A 25,025-nucleotide genomic window follows, 5' to 3' on the forward strand; every position below is an offset into this window, starting at 1 on the left:
CTGAAAGACATCCTGTCTCGCCTGCCAACCCAGCCCAACAGCCGGATCGGCGAATTGCTGCCGCATCGCTGGCGGCTCGAATCGATAGACTGAGTCAGAAATCAAGCTGGGTTTGCCGGGGGCTTACGCTTGATCGACGCCTGGGCGAGCCACAAGAGCTTCGTCCGGAAGGATGGTAGCGGTCCGGATCGCCCGTCGGGGCTCAATCCGAGTGTGGATTTCAGTGGCGAGAAGCGCAGCAACGCTACCCATGAGAGCACCACTGATGGGGAAGCCCGCTTGTTCAAGAAGGGGGAATTCACCGAAGCCAAGCTGCGCTTCATGACCCATGCCCTCTCCGAGAACCGCAACGGCCTCGTCGTTGATGTGGAAACCACCCAGGCCAGCGGTACTGCCGAATGGGAAGCGGCCAAACGGATGATCGGCCGCACCGTCCAGTCGGGGGCGACGGTGGGCGCGGACAAGGGCTACGACACGGCGGATTTCGTGGGCCATCTTCAGGGTCTGGGCATCAAGGCCCACGTGGCAAGGAAGATGAGCGGTAGCGCGGTCGATGGCCGCACGGCCCGGGGTAAGGGCTACGCCCTGAGCCTGAAGCGCCGCAAGATGATTGAAGAGGCATTCGGCTGGATCAAGACCGTCGGTGGCTTGCGGAAGGCCCGCCACAAGGGCGTGGCCAAACTTGCCGGCCAGGCGCTCCTCTGCTTTGCCGCCTACAACCTGACCCGGCTGCAAACCTTGCTGGCGCCGAGGATGAAATTGCTGCCCACATAGGGCGAGGTGCGCCCGCTGCCGGCCCGGTGGCGGGGAAATGGGGCTGCAAGCCCCACCACAAAGGGCGGAAAGGCCCGAAAAACCGGGCCGTCGGGGCTGCCGCCCCTTAAAAAATCTCGGCAGGGAAAGAAAATCGGGAGCCACCTTGAGTTTCTCACCACCCTGCTAGCCCTGCGATACGATTCAGGCCTTGAAGAAAAACTCCATCTTGGTGCCGGCAATTTCGATCACATCGTGATCGCCCAAGGGATGTGCCTGGGTATCGAGCGTCTCGCCGTTGAGGATGGGGAAGACGGTACCTTCGACGTGAGTGATGAAGTAGCCATGCGGCCGGCGGGCGATGACGGCGACCTGGGTGCCCGGCTTGCCCAGGGTGGTCAGGGTTTTCTGCAGCATCAGTTCCTTGCCGGCATTGGGGCCGTTGAGTAGCTGAATGGCGGCCGGCGGCAGCGCCGTTGGGCGGGAAGTGGTGCCAATATTGGATCGCGTAGGCTCGCTACTTGGCGCCAGCGCCAGCTCGGCGGGCGTCTTTGGGGGGGCGACACGGCCGGGAGCGGCACTCTCCGTCGGCTGCGCCTGGGCATCGGTAAGGTACTTGAGACGGTACTTGCCGAGTTCAATGACGTCATGGTTGCGCAGGAAGTGTTTCTTTACCGCCTGCCCGTTAACCAAGGTGCCATTGGTGCTGTTGAGATCTTCGAGGAAAGAATCGTCGAGGATGGTGACCACGACGGCGTGCTCGCCGGAAATAGCCAGATTGTCGATCTGGATGTCGTTGTGTGGCTTGCGGCCGATCGTCAGACGCTCCTTGTCCAGCAGGATTTCCTTGAGCACCAGTCCGTCCATGGAAAGGATCAGTTTCGCCATCTTCTTCCCCTCGTTTATTTGAGTTTTGCCAGCAGCCTGTGCCACCAGCTACCCGTTGCCACGCCAATACCCGGCATGCGGACCAGTATGACCGAAACATTGTCGCGCCCACCGGCATCGTTGGCGCGTTCGATCAGACACTCGGCTGCGGCTACCAGACAATCGGCATGCAGATCCAGGATTTCGGAAATCTCGTCGTCGCTGAGCATGTCATTCAGGCCATCCGAGCATAGCAGGAGCAGATCGCCTTCGATAAATTCGTGCGCGGCAATATCGACTTCAACTTCTGGCTCGATGCCCAGCGCTCGCGTCACGAGATTGCGGTTGGCGGAATAACGCGCTTCCTCGAGGCTGATCGTACCGCTGTCGATTTGCTCCTGGAGTAGCGAGTGATCCTTGGTCAGGCGCTGCAGATCCTGATTGCGCCAGCGGTAGGCGCGGGAGTCGCCAACGTGGGCAAGGTAAAGGCGTTGCCCCAGAAGCCAGGCGAAAACCAGGGTGGTTCCCATGCCGGAGTACTGCGGCTCACTTTGCGAGGCGTTGAATATGGCTGCGTTGGTACCGCAGATTTCATCATGGATCAGTTGCTCCGGGCGCCGCAACAGTTCAGGATCGGCAGTCGGGCCGACCAGCAGGCGGGAGAAACTGTTGGCGAGCAGGGTCGTCGCCATGCCGCTTGCCACTTCGCCCGCCTTGTAGCCGCCCATGCCGTCGGCGAGAATGGCGAGCCCCAGCTCGGCGTCGACGAATACCGCGTCTTCGTTATGCGAACGCACCATGCCGGGGTCGCTGCGCATTGCCACATCCAGCACCTCGTGCTGCACCGTCCGTTCGTCGGGCGTCTGCATTTCCTTGTCGTTCCTTCCCTTCGCCTCATGCCGGCGTATTATCAGGATTGCCTCGTCAGCGGTCAAACTCACTACAGCGGCAATTCCCGCCCAAGGCCCCCCGCCAGCGCAGCCTCCAGTACCTGACGGGCCAGCGCAAGATCCTGAATGGCCATTCCCTGCGACTCGAAGAGGGTCAACTGCTCCGCATCTCGGCGTCCGCTATGACGGCCGATGATGATGTCGCCCAACTCGGTCAATTGCCGGGGATGCAGCCTTCCTTTCTCCAGCAGCGGCAGCAGGTCGCCGGCTTCCGCCAGCGCCGTCGGCACGGCGTCAACGACGATCAACTCGCAACGGCGGACGGCCGCCTCCGACAACTCCTGACGGATCAACGCATTCGAACCGGCGGCATTGATGTGCGTCCCCGGTCGCAGCCACTCGGCCTCGAACAGCGGACGGGCCGCACTGGTGACGGTGCCGAGCAGGTCGCTGTCGCGCACGACATCTTCGGCATCAGCGGCGGCGACCACGCGACGCCCGGTGGCCTCGCTCATGCGGGCGCAGAAGTCCCGAAGTTTTTCAGGCTGACGCCCATACACCTTGACCAACTCGATCGGCAATGCGGCACAAATCGCCCGTACATGCCCCTCCGCCTGCCAGCCACTGCCAAAGACACCGGCCACCGTCGCATCCGGCCGCGCCAGCCAGCGCGCCGCGACGCCGCTGGCGGCGCCTGTGCGCATCATGCCAAGATAGTCGGCCTCGATGATCGCCAGCAGAACACCGCTCGCCGCATCGAACAGATGGACCAGGAAACGATTGCCGGAACGGTTGCTGGTATAGGCCTTGTAGCCGATTACGCCTTGCGCCGGCAGCGCCCCCTGCAGAATGTGCAGCACGGTTTGCGGCAGCCGGCTGCGCTGGCGCGGGGTATCGAGGGCTTGCCCCTGTGCCAGGTCGCGATGCGCTGACTCGACCGCGGCGAGCGCCATATCCACGGTCAACACCTGCCTGACATCATTTTCGGAAAGGAATACTGCCACGCTTGTTTTCTCCAGCGATCGGGCAAAAAAAAGGCGGGCACGCGGCCCGCCTTTCCGGTTGAGCTTGCGCCGTATTTTACAGCATCGCTTTCAGCAGCTTGGCCATTTCCGACGGGTTGCGCGTCACCTTGAAGCCGCACTCTTCCATTATGGCGAGCTTGGCATCGGCGGTATCGGCACCGCCGGAGATCAGGGCACCAGCGTGACCCATGCGCTTGCCGGCCGGCGCGGTAACGCCAGCGATGAAGCCGACGATCGGCTTCTTCATGTTGGCCTTGCACCACTGAGCGGCTTCGGCTTCGTCCGGACCGCCGATTTCGCCGATCATGATGACGGCGTCGGTATCCGGGTCGTCGTTGAACATCTTCATGACGTCGATGTGCTTCAGACCGTTGATCGGGTCACCACCGATACCGACCGCGGACGACTGGCCGAGGCCCAGTTCGGTCAGTTGACCGACGGCTTCGTAGGTCAGCGTGCCGGAACGGGAGACCACGCCGATACGACCCTTGCGGTGGATGTGACCCGGCATGATGCCGATCTTCACTTCGTCCGGGGTGATCAGACCGGGGCAGTTCGGACCGAGCAGCAGGGTCTTCTTGCCGCCCTTGGCTTCCTTTTCCTTCATCTTGTTGCGCACCATCAGCATGTCGCGGACGGGAATGCCTTCGGTGATGCAGATCGCCAGATCGAGGTCGGCTTCGACAGCTTCCCAGATCGCGGCAGCAGCACCGGCGGGCGGCACGTAGATGACGGAAACGGTGGCGCCGGTTTCAGCGGCGGCTTCCTTGACCGAAGCGTAAATGGGGATGTTGAAGATCGACTCGCCGGCCTTCTTCGGGTTCACGCCGGCAACGAAGCATTCCTTGCCGTTTGCATACTCCTGGCACTTTTCCGTGTGGAATTGACCGGTCTTGCCGGTGATGCCCTGGGTGATGATCTTGGTGTTCTTGTTGATCAGGATAGACATTCGGTGGCTCCTTACTTGACCGCAGCGACGATCTGGGTGGCGGCCTCAGCCATGGAATCGGCAGAGATGATGGGCAGGCCGGAATCCTTGAGGATCTTCTTGCCCAGGTCTTCGTTGGTGCCCTTCATGCGGACGACCAGCGGCACGGACAGGTTGACTTCCTTGGCCGCGGCAACGACGCCGGTGGCGATGGTGTCGCACTTCATGATGCCGCCGAAGATGTTGACCAGGATGCCCTTGACCTTGGTGTTCTTGAGCATGATCTTGAAGGCTTCGGTGACCTTCTCGGTCGTGGCGCCGCCGCCGACGTCGAGGAAGTTGGCCGGCTCGGCACCGAACAGCTTGATGGTGTCCATCGTGGCCATGGCCAGACCGGCACCGTTCACCAGACAGCCGATGTTGCCGTCGAGCGAGATATAGGCGAGGTCGAACTTGGAGGCTTCGATTTCGTCAGCGTCTTCTTCGTCCAGGTCACGCATGGCGACGATTTCCGGCTGGCGATAGAGGGCGTTGGAGTCGAAGTTGAACTTGGCGTCGAGCGCCTTGACGGTACCGTCGGCTTCATGGATCAACGGGTTGATCTCGGCCAGCGAGGCGTCGGTTTCCATGTAGCAGGTGTAGAGGTTCTTCAGCGTCTCAACGCACTGCGGGATCGAAGCTTCGTTCATGCCCATGCCCTTGGCGAGCTCCAGGGCCTGCTCGTCGGTCAGGCCGACCAGCGGGTTGATGAAGACCTTGACGATCTTTTCCGGGGTCTTGTGGGCGACTTCCTCGATGTCCATGCCACCTTCGTAGGAGGCCATCATCGCCACCGATTGCGTGGCGCGGTCGGTCAGCGCGGCAACGTAGTATTCGTGCTGGATATCGGCGCCTTCCTCGATCAGCAGGTTGCGGACCTTCTGACCTTCAGGGCCGGTCTGGTGCGTGACCAGTTGCATGCCGAGAATCTGGTCGGCGTATTCACGCACTTTCTCAAGCGAGGTCGCAACCTTGACGCCACCGCCCTTGCCACGGCCACCGGCGTGAATCTGCGCCTTGACCACCCAGACCTTGCCGCCCAGGGTCTCCGCTGCCTTGACCGCATCATCGACGGTCGTGCAGTGAATCCCGCGCGGAACCGTAACGCCGAATTTCTTCAGGATTTGCTTGCCCTGATATTCGTGAATTTTCATGCGCTTTCCTTGCGTTGAGTTGAGTTGTGAGGTTTGAACGACGTCGACACCCCCTGCGTCGCTCGTTTCTACTTCTTTGAACCGAAAATCTTACCACAGCCGCTACAAATTATTACGCGCCAAAATTCATAATTACGAAACCTCTTCCGCCCAGCGCATCACCCTTCGTAGCAGAGGCAGAAGCAAGGCCGCCGCAGTCGTCAGACTGAGCACTGCCGCCAGCCAGAAACCGGCAACGCCGAGCGGCGTCGGTGCCCGGTAACAGAGCCAGGCACCACCGCCCAGCGCGACCCCCCAGAAGCAGAAGGTCTGGATCAACATCGGCACGAAGGTCACCCGGTAGGCACGCAGCACATGCCCGGCGATCGTCTGCAAGGCATCGAAAAACTGGTAGATCGCCACATAACCGATCAGGCCCAGAGCAACCGCCCGCACCGCCGCATCGTCGGTATAGGCGGCGACCAGCGGAAAGGCAGCGAGCCACAAGAGAAGTCCGACCACCAGCGAACCGATTGCCGCCATCGCCATCCCCGCCCGCACCAACGCCCGAACGCCCGAAAAATCCCGCGCCCCGAGGGCCTGCCCGACCGCCGCCATGCACGCAATGGCCAACGATAGTGGCAGCATGTAAGTCAGCGCCGACAAATTGGCGACGATGCGATGTCCTGCAACCACCGTCGCCCCCAACCCGGCGACAAACAGGCTGACCAGCGTGAACGCGGTGATTTCCACCAGATTGGAGAAGCCCATCGGCAAGCCGATGCGCAGCAATTCCCGCCAGGTTTTCCAACGCGGCGCCTGCCACGCGGAAAAGGGCCGGTAACGCCGCCCCAGTTCGCCGCAATGCAGCCAGGCCGCGCCTCCCAGACAGGCCAGCCAGCCGACTGCAACGTTCGATATGGCGCAACCGGCAACCCCGAGCGCCTCCCCCGTCCATCCGGCCAAAGCCAGCCCCCAGGCCAACAGCCCGTGCAGGGCAAGCGCGGCGAGGCCGATTCCCATCAATACCCGGGGACGCCCCAGCGCATTGCAGAAGGCATAGAAGGTCCGATAGAGCAATGCCGCCGGCAAGCTCCAGGCGAGCCAGGCGAGATAATCGCGAACCTTGGCTCCCACTTCGACGTCCATTGCAAACGGTGCCAGCGCGAAATCCGGCGCACGCAGAAAGAGAATTCCTGGCACAGCAAGGAACAGCGCCAGCCAGAACCCCTGCTGCAGGACACCTGCCACCTCGTCTTGGCGGCGCGCGCCATGCAGGTGAGCGACCACAGGCGCCACCGCCTGCACGATCCCGACCAGACCGAACACCAGTGATACATGAATACCGCCGCCGATCGCCACCGCCGCCAGATCGGCGGAAGAGACGTGACCGAGGATCGCCGTATCGACCACCATCATGCCGATCGACGCCAGCTGGGCAATCAGGATCGGCAAGGCATGCGCCGCCAGGGCGCGCATCGCGCTCAGCATCGACGACATTCGAGGCGATTTCAAACGATGCGCGCGCGCAACCCAGGCAGCCCGTCCACACCTCCCTCAAGGCTATCGCCCCGTTGCAACGGGCCGACCCCGGCGGGTGTGCCGCTATAGATCAGATCTCCGGCCTCCAGGCGCACGAGCGTCGAGAGGTTGGCAATGATGTCGGCCACTTTCCAGCCCATCTGGGCCAGATCGCCCCGCTGCCTGAACGCGCCGTTGACCTTGAGCCAGATCGCCCCGCTGGCCGGATGCCCCACCTGTCCGACCGTAGCCAGCGGGCCACACACTGCCGACTGGTCGAAGCCTTTGCCCATGTCCCAGGGGTGTCCCTTTTCCTTCGCCTTGGCCTGCAGGTCGCGGCGCGTCAGGTCGAGCCCGACGCCGTAGCCGAAGACCAGTGCAGGCGCCGCCGCGACATCGACATTGGCGCCGCCAGCGCCGAGCGCCGCGACCAATTCGACCTCGTGATGCAGGTTCCCGGTCAGCGGCGGATAAGCCACGGCCAACTCCCCATCGCCACCGACCAGGGCATCGCCAGGCTTACAGAAGAAAAAGGGCGGCTCGAGCCCTTCTGCCTGGGCCAGGGCCCCCATTTCGCGAGCGTGCTCGGCATAGTTGCGGCCGACGCAGAAAATCCGGCGAACCGGGAAACGCAGCTCGCTACCCACGACGGGCAAGCTCGTTTGCGGATGAGGAGGAAAGAAAAAAGGCATAAATGATCCCGTCATTCAGCGGCAAATGTGCAATACTTTCGCCATCACAGTTCGCCATGTTAGCCCGTTTCTCCCCGTGAAGCCCAGCCAGACCCAGCTCCTTAGCCTGCTCATGCTTCCCCTGACCGGCTTCGCCGCCGGTCTCGGCGAACTGACAGTGCATTCCCAGCTCGGCGAACCTCTGCGGGCCGAAATTCCAGTCAGCGCCGGCCCGGACGACAAGCTTGACAGCAACTGCTTTCGCCTGGAAACGATTCGTGACGCCGAGCTACCGGTCATTCCACGCGCTCGACTGCTGCTGGAAAAACGCCGCGATGGCCTGCTCCTCCATATCATCGGCGATGGCGCGCTGAAGGAACCGCTTGCCATGCTGCGGGTCCGCGCCGAATGCGGCAGCGAATTGCAGCGCGACTACTTCGTCATGCCCCAGTTGCCGACCAGCCGGATGTCCGTCGACACGAAACACCTGGATTCGGCTACCACAACACGGCAAGAATCCGCTCCTGGCACAACAAGGAAGAAGCAGCGTGACGCCTCCGTCGGCAAGAAAAGCCATCAGACCGGCGGCAACGTGACCGCCCCCAGCCCCCTGAAACGACTGGCCGAGGAACACCAGCGTCAGGCCGATCGCCTGGTGGTCAGTGATCAGCTCTCCAGCCCCCCCGGAGACGACCTGGCCGCAGCGACCGAAGACCGACTGCTACGCATGGAAACCAGCCTGGCAAGACTCAACGACAGCCTGCAGGCGCTCGATCAAGCCATCGAACTGCAGACCCAAGCCCAAAACGCACGCCACGAACTGCAGTTGGCAATGGCTCTTACCGACCCACCCGCCGCCGGTCCGCTCGGCGCGATGGCCAGCGCACCGGAGAGCAAAACGGAAAACGCATACTGGCGACAGTGGCTGGAACTGATCTTCGGCACCCTGATCGGCGGCGCCTTGAGCGCCCTGCTGCTACAGCGCATCGGCCGCCTCATGCCGGGTTATCAAGATCGATGAATTCGCATTCGACGCCCAGTGCGCGCTCAAGGTGCGCGGCCAGCGCCTGCACGCCGTAGCGCTCGGTGGCGTGGTGTCCGGCGCCCAGGTAAGCGACGCCGCTCTCCTCGGCCAGATGCAGGGTCGGCTCCGATACCTCACCGGAGAGATAGAGATCGACCCCAAGCTCGATCGCCTGTTCGAAATACCCCTGAGCCCCCCCGGAGCACCAGGCCACCCGCCTGATGCTGCGAGCGGGATCGCCCAGCAACAAGGGCTGACGGCCAAGTACCGTCGCCACCCCGGCCGCCACCTCGGCCAACGACGCCGGCGCAGGCAGGCTGCCGTACCAGCCGATCTCCTGCTCACCGAAACGCCCCTCCGGCTGCCAGCCGAAGCGGGCGGCCAGTTGCGCGTTGTTGCCCAGTTCGGGATGCGCGTCGAGCGGCAGGTGGTAGGCAAACAGGCTGAGATCGCTCTTGAGCAGGGTCGCCAGCCGGCGCCGCCGCAGGCCGGTGACGCAGGGGTCCTCGCCTTTCCAGAAATAACCATGGTGGACGAGCACCGCATCGGCGTGGCGGGCGACCGCAAGGTCGAGCAGCTTCTGACTGGCGGTAACCCCGGCGACGATGCGCCGCACTTCGTCTCGACCTTCCACTTGCAGGCCGTTTGGGCAATAATCCCGGAACTTCGCGGCTTGCAGCAACTCATCCAGATACCGCGCCAACTCTTCGCGTCTCATCGTCTCGCACTTTCTCATGCATAGGTTGTGGCTGATTTTTGCACAAACGGTCACCGTTGCGGTGGCCGTCCTCTTCACGCTGTCGACGCTGAAGCCTGAGTGGTTGCCCAGCCGTGGACAACGGGTGGTCGCTCTGCAGACGGCGCAACCCAGCGAAGACGGACAGCCGGCTCCGGCCGGCTCCTATCGTGATGCGGCGCGCGCCGCGCTGCCGTCAGTGGTTCATATCTACACGACACAGCAGGTCCGCCAGCAACGCCACCCCTTGTTCGACGACCCGATCTTCCGCCACTTCTTCGGCGACCGTCAGGACGGCGAAACCCAACGCAATTCCGGTCTCGGGTCCGGCGTCATCGTCAGCCAGAACGGCTATATCCTGACCAATTACCACGTCATCGAAGCCGCCGACGACATCCAGGTTTCGCTCAACGACGGCAAGACCTACCGCGCCCGCACTGTCGGCAGCGACCCGGAATCCGATCTCGCCGTCCTGCGGATCGATGCCAAGGAGCTGCCGGCGATCACCTTCGGCCAGGTCGACAACCTGCGTGTCGGCGATGTCGTCCTCGCCATCGGCAACCCCTTCGGCGTTGGCCAGACAGTGACGATGGGCATCGTTTCCGCGCTCGGCCGCTCGCACCTGGGCATCAACACCTTCGAGAACTTCATCCAGACCGATGCTGCGATCAACCCCGGCAATTCGGGAGGCGCCCTGATCGACAGCGTCGGCAACCTGGTCGGCATCAATACCGCGATCTATTCGCGCACCGGCGGCAACCACGGCATCGGTTTCGCGATCCCGGCCTCCAGCGCCCGCAGCATCATGGAACAGATTATCGAAAACGGCTCGGTGACGCGCGGCTGGATCGGCGTCGAAGCCCAGGAAATCACCGCCGAACTGGCCGAGTCCTTCGGCCTGCCGGGCACCGAAGGTTCACTGATTGCCGGCGTCGTGCGCGGCAGCCCGGCCGACAAGGCAGGCATCCGCCCCGGCGACGTCCTGCTGTCGATCGACGGCAAACTGGTCGGCGACCCGCAAGTGATGCTCGATCTGATCGCCGACTTGAAACCGGAAAGCCATGCTGCCTTCCGCCTGCGTCGCGACAAGAGCATCCTCGAATTGCAGGTCGGCATCGGCAAGCGTCCGCCCTTGCGCAACGCGGAGTAAGCAGGATGTGCCAGTTGCTCGGCATGAACTGCAATGTGCCGACTGACATCTGCTTTTCCTTTTCCGGTTTCCAGGCGCGCGGCGGCGCCACCGACTTGCACGCCGATGGCTGGGGCATCGCCTTCTTCGAGCAGCGCGGCGCCCGCCTCTTCCTCGATCCTCAGCCCTCGGCCCGTTCGCCGATCGCCGAACTGGTCGCCCGCTACCCGATCCGCTCGCAGAACGTGATCGCCCATATCCGCAAGGCGACGCAGGGATCGGTACGGCTCGAGAACACCCACCCGTTCATGCGCGAACTTTGGGGACGCTACTGGATCTTTGCCCACAACGGCAATCTGCTCGATTTTTCACCGAAGCTGGACGGCAGCTTCCTGCCGGTCGGCGATACCGACAGCGAACGCGCCTTCTGCTGGCTGCTGCAGGAATTCCGGCGTAGCTTCGGCGAAGCCCCGCCGGCACCGGCAGCACTATTCGACAGATTGCGCGAACTGACGCTACTACTTGCCGCGCACGGCGAGTGCAATTTCCTGCTCTCCAACGGCGACTGCCTGTTCGCCCATGCCTCGACGCGGCTCAGCTACATCGTGCGCCAGGCGCCGTTTGCCGAAGCCCACCTGAAAGATCAGGACCTCACGGTCGATTTCCGTGAAGTCACAACCGAGAAGGATCGCGTCGCGGTAATCGCCACGCTGCCGCTGACCGACAACGAAGCCTGGACGGAGATGCCGCCCGGCAGCCTGTGGCGTTTTCACGATGGCGCGGTGGTCGGGCAATGCCCGACCCGGCCCGGACCGCCACATCGCTGACGCTTACTTCTCGGTCAGTTTGCGGAATTCCGCTTCGGCCTGCGCCATTTCAGCATCGAGTTCAGCTTCGACCTTGGCTGCGCCATCGTCCTCGGCGGCCTCCGGCGCCGGCTTGGAAACCAGACGCGCCGCCAGCAGACCCAGTTCGTAAAGCAGGCACATCGGGACCGCCAACGCCAGTTGCGATACGACGTCCGGCGGCGTGACCACGGCGGCGACAACGAAGGCGCCGACAATGAAATAGGAACGCCATTCCTTGAGCTTGTCGACGCTGACGACACGCAGCTTGACCAGCACGACCAGCGCCACCGGCACTTCGAAGGCAAGGCCGAAGGCCAGGAACATGGTCATCACGAAGGACAGGTAGGCTTCGATATCCGGCGCCGGCGTGATGCTCTTGGGCGCAAAACCGGCAATGAAATGGAAGACCTGGCCGAAGACGAAGTAGTAGCAGAATGCCATGCCGAGCAGGAACAGCAGCGTACTCGAAACGATCAGCGGAATACCCAGCCGCCGCTCATGTTCGTACAGCCCGGGCGAGACGAAGCCCCAGGCCTGGAAAAGGATGAACGGGAGGGCAACGACGAAAGCCACCATGGCGGTGACCTTGAGCGGCACCATGAAGGGGGTGACGACGCCAATCGCCACCATCTTGGTACCTTCCGGCAGAGCGCTGGTCAGCGGCGCGGCGAGAAAATCGTAGATGGCGCCCGGGCCGGGATAGAGCGCCAGCGCCCCCATCACGACGGCAATCGCGATCAGGCTGCGCAACAGGCGGTCGCGCAGTTCGACCAGATGCGAGATGAAGGATTCTTCCTGCAGGGTTTCGCTCATGCTGCCTTGTCGCTCCTGTCGCCAGCCGTCACCGGCACAGCGACATCCTGCTCCAGCTTGGTCGCTCCCGCCTGCAGGTCATCGAGCGCCGCCTGCACGGGCGTCGATACGCTACGCTCCACGGCGTCCAATTCCTGGCGCACCGAGCTTTCGAGCGAACGCGCCGATTCGCTGACCTGCGCCTGCAGCTTGCGCAATTCGTCGAGCTGCATTTCGCGATTGATGTCGGACTTGACGTCGTTGACGTAGCGCTGTGCCCGACCGAGCAAATGCCCGAGCGTGCGCGCGACCTTGGGCAGGCGTTCGGGACCGATGACCAGCAAGGCCACGATCCCGATCACCATCAGTTCGGAAAAGCCGATATCGAACATGGGAAGATTGGTGCCAGGCGATGCCGCGTAATCTCCGCGCCATCACCAGCCCGCTTAGCTCCGGGTCTTTTCCTTGACTTCGACATCGATGGTCTGGCCACCGACCTGTTGCGTCGGCTGAGCACCCTCCGCCGGCTTGTCGGCATTGGCTTCCTTCATGCCGTCCTTGAAGCCCTTGACCGCGCCGCCGAGGTCCTGACCGACATTGCGCAGTTTCTTGGTACCGAAAACGAGCATGACGATGACCAGGACGATCAGCCAATGCCAGATGGAAAAGCTACCCATAGTTGTCTCCTAGATTCGCTTGAGCATGGGACCGACCGGATCGGGGCCGCCCACGATGTGCATGTGCAGATGGGGCACTTCCTGCTGCCCCACCTCACCCGTGTTGATGATGACACGAAAACCGTTGGGGCTGCCTTCGGCAACCGCGATCTCGTTGGCCTTGACCAGCATCCGGCCAAGAATGTCGGCATCGTCGGCAGCGGCTGTGGCCAACGACGTAATATGCTTCTTCGGGATGACAAGAATATGAACCGGCCGCTGCGGATGAATGTCGCGGAAGGCGAGCACCAACTCGTCCTCGTACACCTTCTGCGCCGGAATCTGTCCGGCGACAATCTTGCAGAACAGGCAGTCACTCACTTGTTGGCGCTCCGCGAGGCCTTCTCGTCGATGCCGGAAATCCCTTCACGGCGGCGCATTTCCTGCGACACGTCCTCGATCGACAGGCCGTAGAAGGCGAGCAGGACCAGGATGTGATAGACGACGTCGGTCGATTCGCGAACGATGTTCAGGCGCTTGCCGTCCTTGCCGGCCATGATCAGCTCGGCGCATTCCTCGCCGATCTTCTTCAGGATCGAGTCCGGACCTTCGGAGAACAGCTTGGCCGTGTAGGATTTTTCCGGGTCGGCGTGACGGCGCGACGCCAGGGTTTCGGACAGGCGATGCAGGATGTCGTGCGTGCTCATTGGTAAATGTCCTTCGGATCTTTCAAAACCGGATCGACGGGAACCCAGCGTTCCCCTTGCAACTCGTTGAAAAAGCAGCTGGCCCGGCCGGTATGGCAGGCAATGCCGCCGACCTGCTCGACCGTCAGCAGCAGCACGTCGCCGTCGCAGTCGGTGCGGATGGCGCTGACCTTCTGCCAATGCCCCGATTCCTCACCCTTGCGCCACAGACGCGAGCGCGACCTGGACCAGTATACCGCGTTGCCGCTGCGTACCGTTTCCTGCAAGGACTCTCGGTTCATGTACGCGAACATGACGATACGCCCCGCGGCATCCTGGGCAATCGCCGGGATCATGCCGTCGGCGTCCCATTTGAGCGCGTCCAGCCAGTCGAGGGCGTGATCGAGATCGGCCATTACAGTCGCACTTCGATCCCGCGCGCGGCCATGTACTCCTTGGCCTGGCGCACCGTGTATTCGCCGAAATGGAAGATGGAAGCGGCGAGCACCGCATCGGCGCGCCCTTCGGAAACGCCGTCGGCGAGGTGTTGCAGGTTGCCGACGCCGCCCGAGGCAATGACCGGAATCCTCACCGCATCGGATACACCACGCGTCAGCGGCAGGTCGAAACCGTTCTTGGTGCCGTCGCGATCCATGCTGGTCAGGAGGATTTCGCCGGCGCCCAGCGCCTCGACCTTCTTCGCCCATTCGATGGCATCGAGCCCGGTATCGTTGCGCCCGCCGTGCGTGAACACATGCCACTTGCCCGGCGCCACCTGCTTGGCGTCGATGGCGACGACGATGCACTGCGAGCCGACCTTGCTCGACGCGTCGAAAACCAGATCCGGGTTCTGCACCGCGGCGGTGTTCATCGACACCTTGTCGGCGCCGGCGTTGAGCAGGCGACGCACGTCTTCCACCTTGCGCACGCCGCCACCAACGGTGAGCGGAATGAAGACCTGCTCGGCGCAGGCTTCGACGATGTGCAGGATGATGTCGCGCTGATCGGAGGAGGCCGTGATGTCGAGGAAGGTGACCTCGTCGGCGCCCTGCTCGTTGTAACGGCGGGCGATCTCGATCGGATCGCCGGCATCGCGCAGGCCGACGAAGTTGGTGCCCTTGACGACGCGGCCGGCGGTGACGTCGAGACAGGGAATGATGCGTTTGGCGAGCATCAGGCGCCCAGCTCGTCGGCGAGTTCCTGTGCCGCCTTGAAGTCGAGCGATCCGTCGTAGACGGCGCGACCGGCGATGGTGCCGACAACGCCTTCGCCTTCGACCGCGCACAGCTTGCGGATGTCGTCGAGGTTGGACAGGCCACCGGAAGCGATCACCGGAATGGTCAGCGCCTGCGCCAGACGCACGGTGGCTTCGATGTTGATGCCGGAGAGCATGCCGTCGCGGCCGATGTCGGTGTAAATGATCGATTCGACGCCGTAATCCTCGTACTTCTTGCCCAGGTCCACGACATCGTGACCGGTCAACTTCGACCAGCCGTCGGTCGCCACCTTGCCGTCCTTGGCGTCGAGGCCGACGATGATGTGGCCGGGAAAGGCGGTGCAGGCGTCGTGCAGGAAACCGGGGTTCTTCACCGCCGCGGTGCCGATGATGACATAGGACAGACCGCCGTCGAGACAGGCCTCAATGGTATCGAGATCGCGGATGCCGCCGCCGAGCTGAACCGGAATCTCGTCGCCGACTTCGGCCAGGATCGCCTTGATCGCCGCGGCGTTCTTCGGCTTGCCGGCGAAGGCACCGTTGAGGTCCACCAGATGCAGGCGGCGGGCGCCCTGCTCCAGCCAGTGCCGTGCCTGTTCGGCGGGACTCTCGGAGAAGACGGTGGCCTGTTCCATCAGGCCCTGTTTGAGGCGGACGCATTGTCCGTCCTTCAGGTCGATTGCGGGAATGATCAGCATGGGAAAAAGTCTGCGAGGGGGAATTTCCGGGAGGTGCCGTTCAGGGGCGCCATTCGACGAAGTTCTTCAGAAGCTGCAAGCCGTCGCGGGCGCTTTTCTCGGGATGGAACTGGACCGCGAAGATATTATCCCGCGCCACCGCACAGGTAAAGGGCAGGCCGTAGTCGGTGACGCCGACGGTCAGCGCCGGGTCGATGTCCTGCACGCAGTAGCTGTGTACGAAGTAGAAGCGCGATGCGTCGGCAATTCCCGCCCACAGCGCATGCGGCCGCTGCTGCACTTCGTTCCAGCCCATGTGCGGCACCTTCAGGCGCTGGCCGTTGGCATCGACCATGCGCGCCTCGGGGAAACGCCGGACGACGCCGGGAAAGACGCCGAGACCGGCAACATCGCCTTCCTCGCTCTTCTCGAAAAGCATCTGTTCGCCGACGCAGATGCCGAGGAAGGGTTTCTCACGCGCCGCCTGCAGCACCGCCTCGCGCAAGCCACGGGCGTCGAGCTCGCGCATGCAATCGGGCATCGCCCCCTGGCCGGGGAAGACGACGCGCTCGGCGGCGGCGACCACCGCCGGATCGGCGGTGACGACGACGGTGGCGCCTGCGGCAACATGCTCGACCGCCTTGGCGGCCGAGCGCAGATTGCCCATGCCGTAGTCGATGACGGCGATCGTCCGGCCAGCCATCACAGCGTGCCCTTGGTCGACGGCATGCAGCCGGCCATCCGCGGATCAGCCGTCACCGCCATGCGCAGCGCCCGGCCGAAGGCCTTGAACACGGTTTCCGCCTGATGGTGCGCATTCTTGCCGCGCAGGTTGTCGATATGCAGCGTCATGCCGGCGTGGTTGACCAGGCCATGGAAGAATTCGGCCACCAGGTCGACATCGAACTGGCCGATCACGGCACGCGTGAAATCGACATTGAACTCGAGCCCCGGACGACCGGAGAGGTCGATGACGACACGCGACAGCGCCTCGTCGAGCGGCACGTAGCTGTGGCCATAGCGGGTCAGTCCCTTCTTGTCGCCCCAGGCTTTCGCCAGCGCCTGGCCGAGCGTGATGCCGATGTCCTCGACGGTATGGTGCGCGTCGATGTGCAGGTCGCCCTTGGCGTCGATGTCGAGGTCGATCAGGCCGTGCCGGGCGATCTGGTCGAGCATGTGGTCGAGGAAGGGAACGCCGGTGGCGAACTTGCCCTGGCCGCTGCCGTCGAGGTTGAGCTTGACGGTGATCTGGGTTTCCAGGGTATTGCGAGTGACTTCGGCTTGCCGCATGGACTTGGCTAAAAATCGTTGGAACGGAGGGGCATGATACCATTTCGCCTCATTTTTACGCCTTCCGTGAATAGCCGATGAGCCGCTTCTGGAGCCAGGTCGCCCGCGACCTCACCCCCTACGTCCCGGGCGAACAGCCCAAGATCGCCAACCTGATCAAGCTCAATACCAACGAGCATCCTTTCCCGCCGTCGCCGCGGGTGGTCGAGGCGATCCGTGCCGAACTCGGCGACGACGGCGCCAGCCTGCGCCTCTACCCGGACCCCAACGCCGACCTGTTGAAGCAGGCGATCGCCGCGCGCCACGGCGTGACGACGCGCGAAGTCTTCGTCGGCAACGGCTCCGACGAGGTGCTGGCGCACGCCTTTCAGGCGCTGCTCAAGCACGACGCACCGCTCCTCTTCCCGGACATCACCTACAGCTTCTACCCGGTGTATTGCGGGCTCTACGGCGTCGACCACGTCGCCGTGCCGCTCGCCGCCGATTTTTCGATCGATCCGGCCGACTACTGCAGAGTCGCCAACGGCGGCATCCTGATCGCCAACCCGAACGCCCCGACCGGCCGCCTGCTGCCGCTCGCCGCGATCGAGCGTATCGTCGCCGCCAACCCCGATTCGGTGGTGCTCGTCGACGAGGCCTATGTCGACTTCGGCGGCACCAGCGCGATCCCGCTGACCCAGCGCTACGACAACCTGCTGGTCGTGCACACGCTGTCCAAGTCGCGCTCGCTGGCCGGGCTGCGGGTCGGCTTCGCGGTCGGCCACCCGGACCTGATCGAGGCGCTGGAACGGGTCAAGAACAGCTTCAACTCCTACCCGCTCGACCGCCTGGCGATCGTCGGCGCCGTAGCCGCGATCGAGGACGAAGCCTACTTCCGGCAGTGCTGCGCGGCGGTCATTGCCAGCCGCGAGTCGCTGGTCGGCCAGTTGGCCGAACTCGGTTTCGACGTCCTGCCGTCCGCCGCCAACTTCATCTTCGCCCGCCACCCGCAACGCGACGCCGGCGAACTCGCGCAAGCGCTGCGTGCCGAGGGCATCATCGTCCGCCACTTCCGGCTGCCGCGCATCGACCAGTTCCTGCGCATCACCGTCGGCAGCGACGAGCAGTGCTCAAGCCTGGTCGCCGCCCTGCGCCGGCTGCTCGCCTGACGCGGCGGCCTTGACGGCGGCAATCGCCGCCTGCAAGGCAGCGCGCGGCTCATCGGCCAGCGGCAGCGGCTCGGCAATCGCCAGCAGATCGACCGCCGGCAGCAAGGCGCCAACTTCCTGCAGCAGCGCCAGCAGTTCCGGGGTGGTGGCTTCGCCGATCACTGCCTTGGCCGCCTCGTGGCCGAGCCGGGCGAGATTGGCGCGCGGACTGTCGACGCCCTTGATCAGGGCGACGATCAGCGTCGGCAGCCCCCAGGACTGGGCCAGCGCCATGGTCAACTGGCGGAAGGTGAAATCCATCTCCGAAGTACGCTGCTGGAGCGCCCAGTAGCGCTCGTTCCACTGGTAGATGGCAACTTCCTTGTCGGTCATTTCCGGCGCGCAATGCCACAGCAGCAGTTCGCCGATTTCCGCCAGCAGCGCCGCCATCGCCACTTCGTCGGGCAGCACGTCCACCCGGCGCGTCGCCCAGGCCCGCGCCAGGACGGCGGCGAGGACCGCGCGCTGCTCGCAGGCGTGGCAACCGGGCAAGAGACCGACCGAGACCTTGCTGTTGGCGACCAGCGCCTGCAACTCGTCGTAACCGGTTTGCAGGACGGCCGCCAGCGGCGTCGTCGTGTCGTGCCCCAGTTGCCGGGTGCGCCGTTCCTCGGCCCGGCGCAGCAGCTTCAGCGCCAGATAGGGATCACCATAGACGATATCGACCAGATCGCGCGCCGAGAGGTTTTCCCGCGCCGCCTCACCGCCGTCGCGCAAGGCCGCGAGGCGCGCCGCGGTGCCCGGCAGCACCGGCAATTCCTTGTCGCGCAGGTATTCCACCCACTGGTTGATGCCCCAGGTCCATTGATGCGCCTGCATCACCATCTCGCCCAAGCCCTCCTGCAAACGCCGGCCGTCACAGCCAGCCGGACGAACCGAGAAGCGCGCCGGCGGCAATGAACCACAACGGATGCCAACGCGTACGCAGATTCAACACCATGATCGCCACCACCAGCAAGCCACCGCGCCAACCCAGCCCGGCCGCCTGGGCGATCAGCGTCGCCCCGGAAAAGATCAGGCCGACCGCCAGCGGCGCCACACCGAGGCTGAGCGCCTGCTGCCAGCGGCGACCGGCGAAGCTATCCCAGCGGTCGATCAACAGGTAGATCAGCACGCTCATCGGCAGGCACATCGCCAGCGTCGTCGCCAGCGCTCCAGCCAAACCGGCGATCTCCCAGCCGATCAGCGTCACCACCAGCACATTCGGTCCCGGCGCCGCCTGGGCAATCGCGTAAAGATGGGTGAAAGTGGTGGCATCGAGCCAGTGCTGCTGATCGACGACGACCCGGTGCATTTCCGGCAGCAGCGCGGTGGCGCCACCAAAGGCGACGAAGGAAAGCAGCGTGAATTCGAGGAAGAGCTGGACGACGATCATGGCCGCCCCAATCGCCACCAGGCCACCGCGCCGGCCGCCGCCAGCCCGCCCAGCATCACCGCCGGCAGCGGCCAACGCAGCCAGGCGATGGCGGCCACGGTCAACACGGTGAATGGCAGGAACAGCGCCTTGTCGCGCAGCGCCGCGCCCATCCGCCAGGCCATCGCGAAGAGCAGACCGCAACCGGCGGCGGCGATGCCGCGCAGCATCTCCTGGGCGAGCGGCAGTTGGCCCCAGCGGTCGTAAGCCATGCCGAGCAGCAGGACGATCAGCATCGGCGCCAGTAACATGCCGAGCGGCGCAACGATGGCGCCGCGCCAGCCATGGAAACGCTTGCCGACGACAATCGACAGGTTCACCACGTTCGGCCCGGGCAGGAACTGGCAGAGGCCGAGCTGGGCGTTGAATTCCTCGGCGCTCAGCCAACGCCGCTGTTCGACCAGCATGCGCCGGGCGAACGGCAGCACGCCGCCGAAACCGGACAGGCCGACCGCGGCGAAGGCCAAAAAAAGCGCCCGGAGGTCCGGGCGCTGGGGATTTGGCGGGTGATCCACGGTCGGCCGCAGAATTTGCCGAAAATCAGTCGGCAAGCCGGAACTCGGCCGACTTGGCGTGTGCCGGCAGGCCCTCACCGTGCGCCAGCGTGGATGCGATGCGGCCCAGCGTCTGCGCGCCGGCCTGCGACACTTTGATCAGGCTGGTCCGTTTCTGGAAGTCGTAGACGCCGAGCGGCGACGAGAAGCGCGCCGAACCGGAGGTCGGCAGCACGTGGTTCGGCCCGGCGCAGTAGTCGCCAAGCGATTCCGAGGTGTAGTGGCCGATGAAGATGGCACCGGCGTGGTGGATCTTTTCCACCCACGGGTCCGGGTTGTCGAGCGCCAGCTCGAGGTGTTCCGGCGCAACGCGGTTGGCGATCGCCACCGCCTCGTCCATGTCGCGCACCAGAATGAAAGCGCCGCGGTTGCTCAGCGAGGTGCGGATCACTTCCTGGCGCGGCATCGTCGGCAGCAGCTTCTCGATGCTCGCCTGGACGCGCTCGATGAAGGCGGCGTCGATACAGATCAGGATCGACTGCGCCAGTTCGTCGTGCTCGGCCTGCGAGAACAGGTCCATCGCCACCCAGTCCGGATTGCCGGTACCGTCCGAGACGACCAGGATTTCCGACGGGCCGGCGACCATGTCGATGCCGACGATACCGAACACCCGACGCTTGGCCGTCGCCACGTAGGCGTTGCCCGGACCGACGATCTTGTCCACCTGCGGCACGCTCTCGGTGCCGTAGGCGAGTGCGCCGACCGCCTGCGCGCCGCCGATGGTGAACACGCGGTCGACGCCGGCCAGGCAGGCCGCCGCCAGCACCAGCTGGTTGTGCTCGCCACCCGGCGTCGGCACGACCATGATCAGTTCCTTGACCCCGGCCACCTTGGCCGGGATCGCGTTCATCAGCACCGACGACGGATAGGCCGCCTTGCCGCCCGGCACGTAGAGGCCGACGCGATCGAGCGGGGTGATCATCTGGCCGAGCAACGTGCCGTCGGCTTCGGTGTAGGACCAGCCGTCGAGCCTCTGCTTCTCGTGGTAGGCACGCACGCGCTGGGCGGCCGCTTCGAGCGCGGCGCGGCGCTCGGCGGGCAGGCCGGCGAGCGCCTTTTCCAGTTCGTCGCGCGACAGTTCGAGGTCGGCCATTGAGGCGACGGAAAGGTGGTCGAAGCGGTTGCTGTAGTCGACCACGGCGGCGTCGCCGCGCGTCTTGACATCGCCCAGGATGGCGGCGACGGTGCGTTCGATGTTGTCGTCGGCGGCCGCTTCGAAAGCGAGCAGCGTCTTCAATTGCGCCGGGAAATCGGCGTCGCCCGTGGACAAACGCTGGATGGCTATCGTCATTTACTTCTCCACCGCCTGCGCGAAGGCGTCGATGATCGGCTGCAGGATTTCGCGCTTGACCTTGAGCGCCGCCTGGTTGACCACCAGGCGCGAGGAAATGTCGAGGATGTGCTCGACGGCGACCAGCTTGTTGGCCTTCAGCGTACCGCCGGTCGACACCAGGTCGACGATGGCGTCGGCCAGCCCGGCCAGCGGCGCCAGTTCCATCGAACCGTAGAGTTTGATCAGGTCGACGTGCACGCCCTTGGCGGCGAAGTGCTCGCGCGCCGTCTTGATGTACTTGGAGGCGACCTTGAGCCGGGCGCCCTGGCGCACCGCATTGGCGTAGTCGAAACCCTCCGGCACGGCGACCATCATCCGGCACTTGGCGATGTTCAGGTCGAGCGGCGCATAGAGGCCGTCGCCGCCGTGCTCGATCAGCACGTCCTTGCCGGCGACGCCGATGTCGGCCGCGCCATACTGGACGTAGGTCGGCACATCGGTGGCGCGGACGATGACGACGCGCACCTGCGGCTGGTTGGTCTCGATGATCAGCTTCCGGGAGGTCTCCGGATTCTCGGCCGGGACGATCCCCGCCGCCGCCAGCAGCGGCAGGGTTTCGTCGAAGATGCGGCCCTTCGAGAGGGCGATGGTGATGGTCGTCACGGGGGTTCAGCCTGAAGACAAAGAGTGCATTTTACCGCAAGCGCCCGCCGCCCCGGCCGCGACGCGCGCTATCGGGACGATAAAGCGCGCCTACAGGTAACCGAGGTGGCGCGGCAGCCACAGCGCCAGTTCCGGTACGAAGGTGACGAGCAGCACCGTCGATCCCATCGCCAGCACCATCCACAGCACCCAGCGCACCGTGCTGTCCATGCCGATGCCGGCCATCCGGCAGGTAACCATCAGGTTCACGCCCATCGGCGGCGTGAACTGGCCGAGCGCCAGGTTCATCGTGATGATCACGCCGAACCACACCAGATCCCACTGGAAGTGCATGGCGATCGGCACCAGCAGCGGCAGGAAGATGAAGTAGATCGAGATGGCGTCGAGGAACATGCCGGCGACCAGCAGCAACCCCTGGATCATCAGCAGCATGCCGGTTTCGCTCAGCCCGCTGCCGAGCACCGTCTGCGCCAGCCGGTCGAAGCTGCTCAGCGTCGAACTGGCCCAGGCGAAAACGCTGGCCAGGGCGATGATGATCATGATCACCGAGGAAATCTCGGCGGCTTCGACGAAGACCTTCCAGATGTCGTTCCAGCCGAGCTGGCGATTGATCACCGTGCCGACGAAGATGCCGTAGAAGACGGCGACGACGGCCGCTTCGGTCGGCGTGAACAGGCCGCTGCGCATGCCGCCGAGGATGATCACCGGCGCTGCCAGCCCCCACGCCGCTTCGCGCAGGCTCTGCCAGAACGGTGGCCGCGCCTCGCTGACGTCAGCCTCGAAGCCGCTGCGCACCGACAACCACCAGGCCATCAGGATCAACGCCAGGCCGACCAGGATACCGGGGATGATGCCAGCCGCGAACAGCGCCGGCACCGACGCCGCCGGCACCAGCAGGCTGTAGATGATCAGCGCGATCGACGGCGGGATCAGGATGCCGGTCGAACCGGCGGAAGCGATCACCGAGGCGGTGAAGGCACGCGGGTAGCCGGCCTTGATCATCGACGGCAGCATCACCGCCCCGACCGCCGCCGAATCGGCCGGCCCGGAACCGGAAATGCCGCCCATGATCATCGCCACCAGGATGGCGACGATCGCCAAGCTGCCACGGCGCTGGCCGACGATGGCCGAGACGAAGCGGACGATGCCGGCGGCGACGCCGGCGCGCTCGAAGATCAGCCCGGCGATGACGAAGACCGGGATGGCCATCAGCGGATACTTGGCGACGCCGGTATAGACGTTGGTCGGCAGCGACAGCATGCCGAAATCGGCAACCGCAACGACGGCGACGCCGGCCAGACCCATGGCGACGGCAATCGGCACGCCGGCCAGCATCAGCGCCAGGAACAGCCCGAAGAGCAGCCAGTCCATCATTTCTCACCCCGCAGCAGCAGGACCAGGACGCGCAGCGCGATCAGCAGCGAGAGCAGCGGCAGCCAGATCGTGTACCACCATTGCGGCACGCCGAGCGACGGCGAGGTGACTTCGAAGTTGTAGTCATCCCAGGTCATCAGCGCACCGTACCAGGCGAGCAGGCCGAACATCAGCAGACTGCAGGCCATCGAGAAGCGATAAGCAAAAGCCTTCAGGCGCGGTCCGCGGGCGACCAGGTAGTCGATGGCGATGTGATGGCCAGTCTTGAAGGCATGCGAAGCGCCGACCAGGGTCATGACCACGAGCAGTGCGACGGAGACTTCCTCGGTGAAAGCGAAGGAGAAATCGGTGAAATAGCGGACGACGACATTGGCCATCGTCAACAGACAGAGCAAGGCCATCGAAGCGCCCATCAGGAAGCGCTCGACGCGCCCGAGCGTCAGCTTGCCGCGCGCGGCGGCGGATTCGGATTGCGACATGGGGAAAGACAATGAGGCCACGCCGACCGAAGCCGGCGTGGCTGGTGCGACAAAGGATCAGCGTTTGGCGATGGCCGCTTCGGCCTTCTTGACCAGGTCGGCGCCAATCGTCTTCGCCCATTTCTGGTAGACCGGCCGTGTCGCCTGGACGAAGGCATCGCGCTGCGCCGGCGTCAGGTGGGTGACGGTGACGCCGGAGGCCTCGATCTGCTTGAGCACAGCGTTGTCGCTGCCGGCGATGCCCTTGCGCGCCTTCTCGACGTTTTCGCGCCCGGCCTGCAGCGCCGCCTGGCGAACCGCCTCGCGGTCGGCCGGCGTCCAGCTATTCCAGACCTGCTTGTTGACGACGAAGATCAGCGGATCGGCGACGTAATGCCACAAGGTCAGGTGCTTCTGGCCGACATTGGTCAGTTTGGCGGCGACGAACACCGAAAGCGGGTTTTCCTGGCCGTCGACAGCGCCGGACGCCAGCGCCGGCTGGGCGTCGGCCCAGCTCATCTGGGTCGGGTTGGCGCCGAGCGCGGAGAAGGTCTCGTTGTACAGCGGCGAACCGACGACGCGGAACTTCATGCCTTTCATGTCGGCTGGCGAAGTGATCGCCCGCTTCGAGTTCGACATCTCGCGGAAGCCGTTCTCGCCCCAGGCCAGAGGAATGACATCGCCCTTTTTCTCGAGCACGGCGAACAGGTCCTTGCCAACTTCGCCCTGGGTCAGCGCGTCCATCGCCTTGTAATCGGGCATCAGGAAAGGCAGCGAGAACAGGTTGAGTTCCTTGATCTGCGGCGACCAGTTGATCGTCGAACCAATCGACATGTCGATGACCCCCTGGCGGATCGCCGTAAACTCGCGGGTCTGCTCGCCACCGACCAGCGAATTGCCGGCGTAGAGCTTGATGTTGATGCGGCCGTGGGTTTTTTCGCGGACCAGCTCGATCCAGCGCTCGCCGGCCTGCCCCCAGGGGAAGGCCGGACCGAGGGTGGTGGACAGCCGGTACTCGGCGCGGTAAGTCTGGGCCTGGGCCACCCCGCTAGCCAGCAAACCAGCAGCAATGGCCGCCGCGATGAAAGTTCTGCGCAACATCGATGTCTCCCCTTGTCTGGTTGGATAAGCCGTCGATTATCGACCTGCCACCGCGACCACGCAACCGGCCGTAGACGCAAAAAAGCCCGGTTTCCCGGGCCTTTCGCAGCACAAGTAAGA

At 64.3% G+C, this 25,025-nt stretch carries 30 protein-coding genes and 1 pseudogene; 5 read left to right on the top strand and 26 right to left on the bottom strand.

Annotated features, from left to right (window positions below):
* Positions 1 to 129: 129 nt before the first annotated feature.
* Positions 130 to 774: pseudogene (locus ACLIIZ_RS19730) on the top strand (transposase); the annotation flags it as partial.
* A 183-nt stretch (positions 775 to 957) separates the two neighbouring features.
* On the opposite strand, the gene ACLIIZ_RS19735 reads toward ACLIIZ_RS19730, so the two are convergent.
* From ACLIIZ_RS19735 to ACLIIZ_RS19765, 7 genes are all read right to left on the bottom strand, one after another.
* Positions 958 to 1,641 (bottom strand): FHA domain-containing protein, encoded by a 684-nt coding sequence (locus tag ACLIIZ_RS19735; RefSeq protein WP_416695143.1) that lies wholly within the window; start codon positions 1,639 to 1,641, stop codon positions 958 to 960.
* 14 nt (positions 1,642 to 1,655) lie between these two features.
* Positions 1,656 to 2,489 (bottom strand): Stp1/IreP family PP2C-type Ser/Thr phosphatase, encoded by an 834-nt coding sequence (locus ACLIIZ_RS19740; protein WP_416695146.1) that lies wholly within the window; start codon positions 2,487 to 2,489, stop codon positions 1,656 to 1,658.
* Between the two features lie 71 nt (positions 2,490 to 2,560).
* Positions 2,561 to 3,514 carry an ornithine cyclodeaminase family protein gene (locus ACLIIZ_RS19745; protein ID WP_416695149.1) on the bottom strand — a complete coding sequence of 318 codons (954 nt, stop codon included), beginning with the start codon at positions 3,512 to 3,514 and terminating at the stop codon, positions 2,561 to 2,563.
* Between the two features lie 76 nt (positions 3,515 to 3,590).
* Positions 3,591 to 4,484 (bottom strand): succinate--CoA ligase subunit alpha, encoded by an 894-nt coding sequence (gene sucD / locus ACLIIZ_RS19750; RefSeq protein WP_205201932.1) that lies wholly within the window; start codon positions 4,482 to 4,484, stop codon positions 3,591 to 3,593.
* Positions 4,485 to 4,495: 11 nt separating this feature from the next.
* Positions 4,496 to 5,656 (bottom strand): ADP-forming succinate--CoA ligase subunit beta, encoded by a 1,161-nt coding sequence (gene sucC, locus ACLIIZ_RS19755; RefSeq protein ID WP_416695151.1) that lies wholly within the window; start codon positions 5,654 to 5,656, stop codon positions 4,496 to 4,498.
* Positions 5,657 to 5,788: 132 nt separating this feature from the next.
* Positions 5,789 to 7,135: an MATE family efflux transporter gene (locus ACLIIZ_RS19760; RefSeq protein ID WP_416695154.1), complete on the bottom strand. Its 1,347-nt coding sequence runs from the start codon at positions 7,133 to 7,135 to the stop codon at positions 5,789 to 5,791.
* Between the two features lie 11 nt (positions 7,136 to 7,146).
* Entirely contained in the window at positions 7,147 to 7,803 is a 657-nt protein-coding gene (locus ACLIIZ_RS19765; protein WP_416695226.1) for a fumarylacetoacetate hydrolase family protein, read from the bottom strand.
* 157 nt (positions 7,804 to 7,960) lie between these two features.
* Between ACLIIZ_RS19765 and ACLIIZ_RS19770 the strand changes: the two genes are divergently transcribed.
* On the top strand, positions 7,961 to 8,848 hold the full coding sequence (locus tag ACLIIZ_RS19770; protein WP_416695156.1) for a type IV pilus assembly protein FimV: 888 nt from the start codon (positions 7,961 to 7,963) through the stop codon (positions 8,846 to 8,848).
* Here ACLIIZ_RS19770 and ACLIIZ_RS19775 read toward each other — a convergent pair.
* Positions 8,823 to 9,569 carry a Nif3-like dinuclear metal center hexameric protein gene (locus ACLIIZ_RS19775; protein WP_416695158.1) on the bottom strand — a complete coding sequence of 249 codons (747 nt, stop codon included), beginning with the start codon at positions 9,567 to 9,569 and terminating at the stop codon, positions 8,823 to 8,825. The two genes, ACLIIZ_RS19770 and ACLIIZ_RS19775, sit on opposite strands and share 26 nt — an antisense overlap.
* A 16-nt stretch (positions 9,570 to 9,585) precedes the next feature.
* Between ACLIIZ_RS19775 and ACLIIZ_RS19780 the strand changes: the two genes are divergently transcribed.
* Complete coding sequence (locus ACLIIZ_RS19780) at positions 9,586 to 10,737, top strand: Do family serine endopeptidase (protein WP_416695161.1); 1,152 nt, start codon at positions 9,586 to 9,588, stop codon at positions 10,735 to 10,737.
* Positions 10,738 to 10,742: 5 nt separating this feature from the next.
* The gene (locus ACLIIZ_RS19785; RefSeq protein WP_416695163.1) at positions 10,743 to 11,543 is read left to right on the top strand and encodes a class II glutamine amidotransferase; all 801 of its coding nucleotides are present in this window, start codon (positions 10,743 to 10,745) and stop codon (positions 11,541 to 11,543) included.
* Positions 11,544 to 11,546: 3 nt separating this feature from the next.
* On the opposite strand, the gene tatC is transcribed toward ACLIIZ_RS19785, so the two are convergent.
* The 10 genes from tatC to hisB are packed head-to-tail and all read right to left on the bottom strand — an operon-like array spanning position 11,547 to position 16,881.
* Entirely contained in the window at positions 11,547 to 12,377 is an 831-nt protein-coding gene (tatC, locus tag ACLIIZ_RS19790; protein ID WP_416695166.1) for a twin-arginine translocase subunit TatC, read from the bottom strand.
* Positions 12,374 to 12,748, bottom strand: a complete 375-nt coding sequence (tatB, locus tag ACLIIZ_RS19795) for a Sec-independent protein translocase protein TatB (RefSeq protein ID WP_416695168.1) — start codon at positions 12,746 to 12,748, stop codon at positions 12,374 to 12,376. Before tatB ends, tatC begins: the two co-directional genes overlap by 4 nt.
* 54 nt (positions 12,749 to 12,802) lie before the next feature.
* A complete protein-coding gene (gene tatA, locus ACLIIZ_RS19800; protein WP_374328726.1) occupies positions 12,803 to 13,033 on the bottom strand; it encodes a Sec-independent protein translocase subunit TatA in 231 nt (76 codons plus the stop codon).
* Between the two features lie 9 nt (positions 13,034 to 13,042).
* Positions 13,043 to 13,393 carry a histidine triad nucleotide-binding protein gene (locus ACLIIZ_RS19805; RefSeq protein ID WP_416695170.1) on the bottom strand — a complete coding sequence of 117 codons (351 nt, stop codon included), beginning with the start codon at positions 13,391 to 13,393 and terminating at the stop codon, positions 13,043 to 13,045.
* Positions 13,390 to 13,719: a phosphoribosyl-ATP diphosphatase gene (locus ACLIIZ_RS19810; protein ID WP_416695174.1), complete on the bottom strand. Its 330-nt coding sequence runs from the start codon at positions 13,717 to 13,719 to the stop codon at positions 13,390 to 13,392. Before ACLIIZ_RS19810 ends, ACLIIZ_RS19805 begins: the two co-directional genes overlap by 4 nt.
* Entirely contained in the window at positions 13,716 to 14,114 is a 399-nt protein-coding gene (hisI, locus tag ACLIIZ_RS19815) for a phosphoribosyl-AMP cyclohydrolase (RefSeq protein ID WP_416695176.1), read from the bottom strand. Before hisI ends, ACLIIZ_RS19810 begins: the two co-directional genes overlap by 4 nt.
* On the bottom strand, positions 14,114 to 14,872 hold the full coding sequence (gene hisF, locus ACLIIZ_RS19820; protein ID WP_150427335.1) for an imidazole glycerol phosphate synthase subunit HisF: 759 nt from the start codon (positions 14,870 to 14,872) through the stop codon (positions 14,114 to 14,116). The genes hisI and hisF overlap by 1 nt, the downstream gene beginning before the upstream one ends.
* Complete coding sequence (gene hisA / locus ACLIIZ_RS19825; RefSeq protein WP_416695179.1) at positions 14,872 to 15,612, bottom strand: 1-(5-phosphoribosyl)-5-[(5-phosphoribosylamino)methylideneamino]imidazole-4-carboxamide isomerase; 741 nt, start codon at positions 15,610 to 15,612, stop codon at positions 14,872 to 14,874. The genes hisF and hisA overlap by 1 nt, the downstream gene beginning before the upstream one ends.
* A 40-nt stretch (positions 15,613 to 15,652) precedes the next feature.
* On the bottom strand, positions 15,653 to 16,294 hold the full coding sequence (hisH, locus tag ACLIIZ_RS19830) for an imidazole glycerol phosphate synthase subunit HisH (RefSeq protein WP_416695181.1): 642 nt from the start codon (positions 16,292 to 16,294) through the stop codon (positions 15,653 to 15,655).
* A complete protein-coding gene (gene hisB, locus ACLIIZ_RS19835) occupies positions 16,294 to 16,881 on the bottom strand; it encodes an imidazoleglycerol-phosphate dehydratase HisB (protein WP_416695183.1) in 588 nt (195 codons plus the stop codon). The genes hisH and hisB overlap by 1 nt, the downstream gene beginning before the upstream one ends.
* Before the next feature lie 77 nt (positions 16,882 to 16,958).
* Here hisB and hisC point away from each other — a divergent pair, with 77 nt between their 5' ends.
* On the top strand, positions 16,959 to 18,029 hold the full coding sequence (hisC, locus tag ACLIIZ_RS19840; RefSeq protein WP_416695186.1) for a histidinol-phosphate transaminase: 1,071 nt from the start codon (positions 16,959 to 16,961) through the stop codon (positions 18,027 to 18,029).
* Here the strand turns inward: hisC and ACLIIZ_RS19845 are convergent.
* From ACLIIZ_RS19845 to ACLIIZ_RS19880, 8 genes are all read right to left on the bottom strand, one after another.
* Positions 17,991 to 18,887, bottom strand: a complete 897-nt coding sequence (locus ACLIIZ_RS19845; protein WP_416695188.1) for an HDOD domain-containing protein — start codon at positions 18,885 to 18,887, stop codon at positions 17,991 to 17,993. The genes hisC and ACLIIZ_RS19845 overlap by 39 nt on opposite strands.
* Positions 18,888 to 18,924: 37 nt before the next feature.
* Positions 18,925 to 19,443, bottom strand: a complete 519-nt coding sequence (locus ACLIIZ_RS19850; RefSeq protein ID WP_416695190.1) for a chromate transporter — start codon at positions 19,441 to 19,443, stop codon at positions 18,925 to 18,927.
* Positions 19,440 to 19,949 (bottom strand): chromate transporter, encoded by a 510-nt coding sequence (locus tag ACLIIZ_RS19855; RefSeq protein WP_416695193.1) that lies wholly within the window; start codon positions 19,947 to 19,949, stop codon positions 19,440 to 19,442. Before ACLIIZ_RS19855 ends, ACLIIZ_RS19850 begins: the two co-directional genes overlap by 4 nt.
* Before the next feature lie 73 nt (positions 19,950 to 20,022).
* Positions 20,023 to 21,327 (bottom strand): histidinol dehydrogenase, encoded by a 1,305-nt coding sequence (gene hisD / locus ACLIIZ_RS19860; protein ID WP_416695195.1) that lies wholly within the window; start codon positions 21,325 to 21,327, stop codon positions 20,023 to 20,025.
* Positions 21,328 to 21,972, bottom strand: coding sequence for an ATP phosphoribosyltransferase (gene hisG, locus ACLIIZ_RS19865; protein ID WP_416695198.1), 645 nt, complete (start codon positions 21,970 to 21,972; stop codon positions 21,328 to 21,330). It abuts the gene before it with no gap.
* A 90-nt stretch (positions 21,973 to 22,062) separates the two neighbouring features.
* Positions 22,063 to 23,346, bottom strand: a complete 1,284-nt coding sequence (locus ACLIIZ_RS19870; protein ID WP_416695200.1) for a TRAP transporter large permease — start codon at positions 23,344 to 23,346, stop codon at positions 22,063 to 22,065.
* Positions 23,343 to 23,825, bottom strand: a complete 483-nt coding sequence (locus tag ACLIIZ_RS19875) for a TRAP transporter small permease (RefSeq protein WP_416695202.1) — start codon at positions 23,823 to 23,825, stop codon at positions 23,343 to 23,345. Before ACLIIZ_RS19875 ends, ACLIIZ_RS19870 begins: the two co-directional genes overlap by 4 nt.
* Before the next feature lie 57 nt (positions 23,826 to 23,882).
* A complete protein-coding gene (locus tag ACLIIZ_RS19880) occupies positions 23,883 to 24,905 on the bottom strand; it encodes a DctP family TRAP transporter solute-binding subunit (RefSeq protein WP_416695204.1) in 1,023 nt (340 codons plus the stop codon).
* Between the last annotated feature and the right edge of the window lie 120 nt (positions 24,906 to 25,025).

It is taken from the genome of Azonexus caeni (genome assembly GCF_048146105.1).
Taxonomy (GTDB): Bacteria; Pseudomonadota; Gammaproteobacteria; order Burkholderiales; family Rhodocyclaceae; genus Azonexus; species Azonexus aromaticus_B.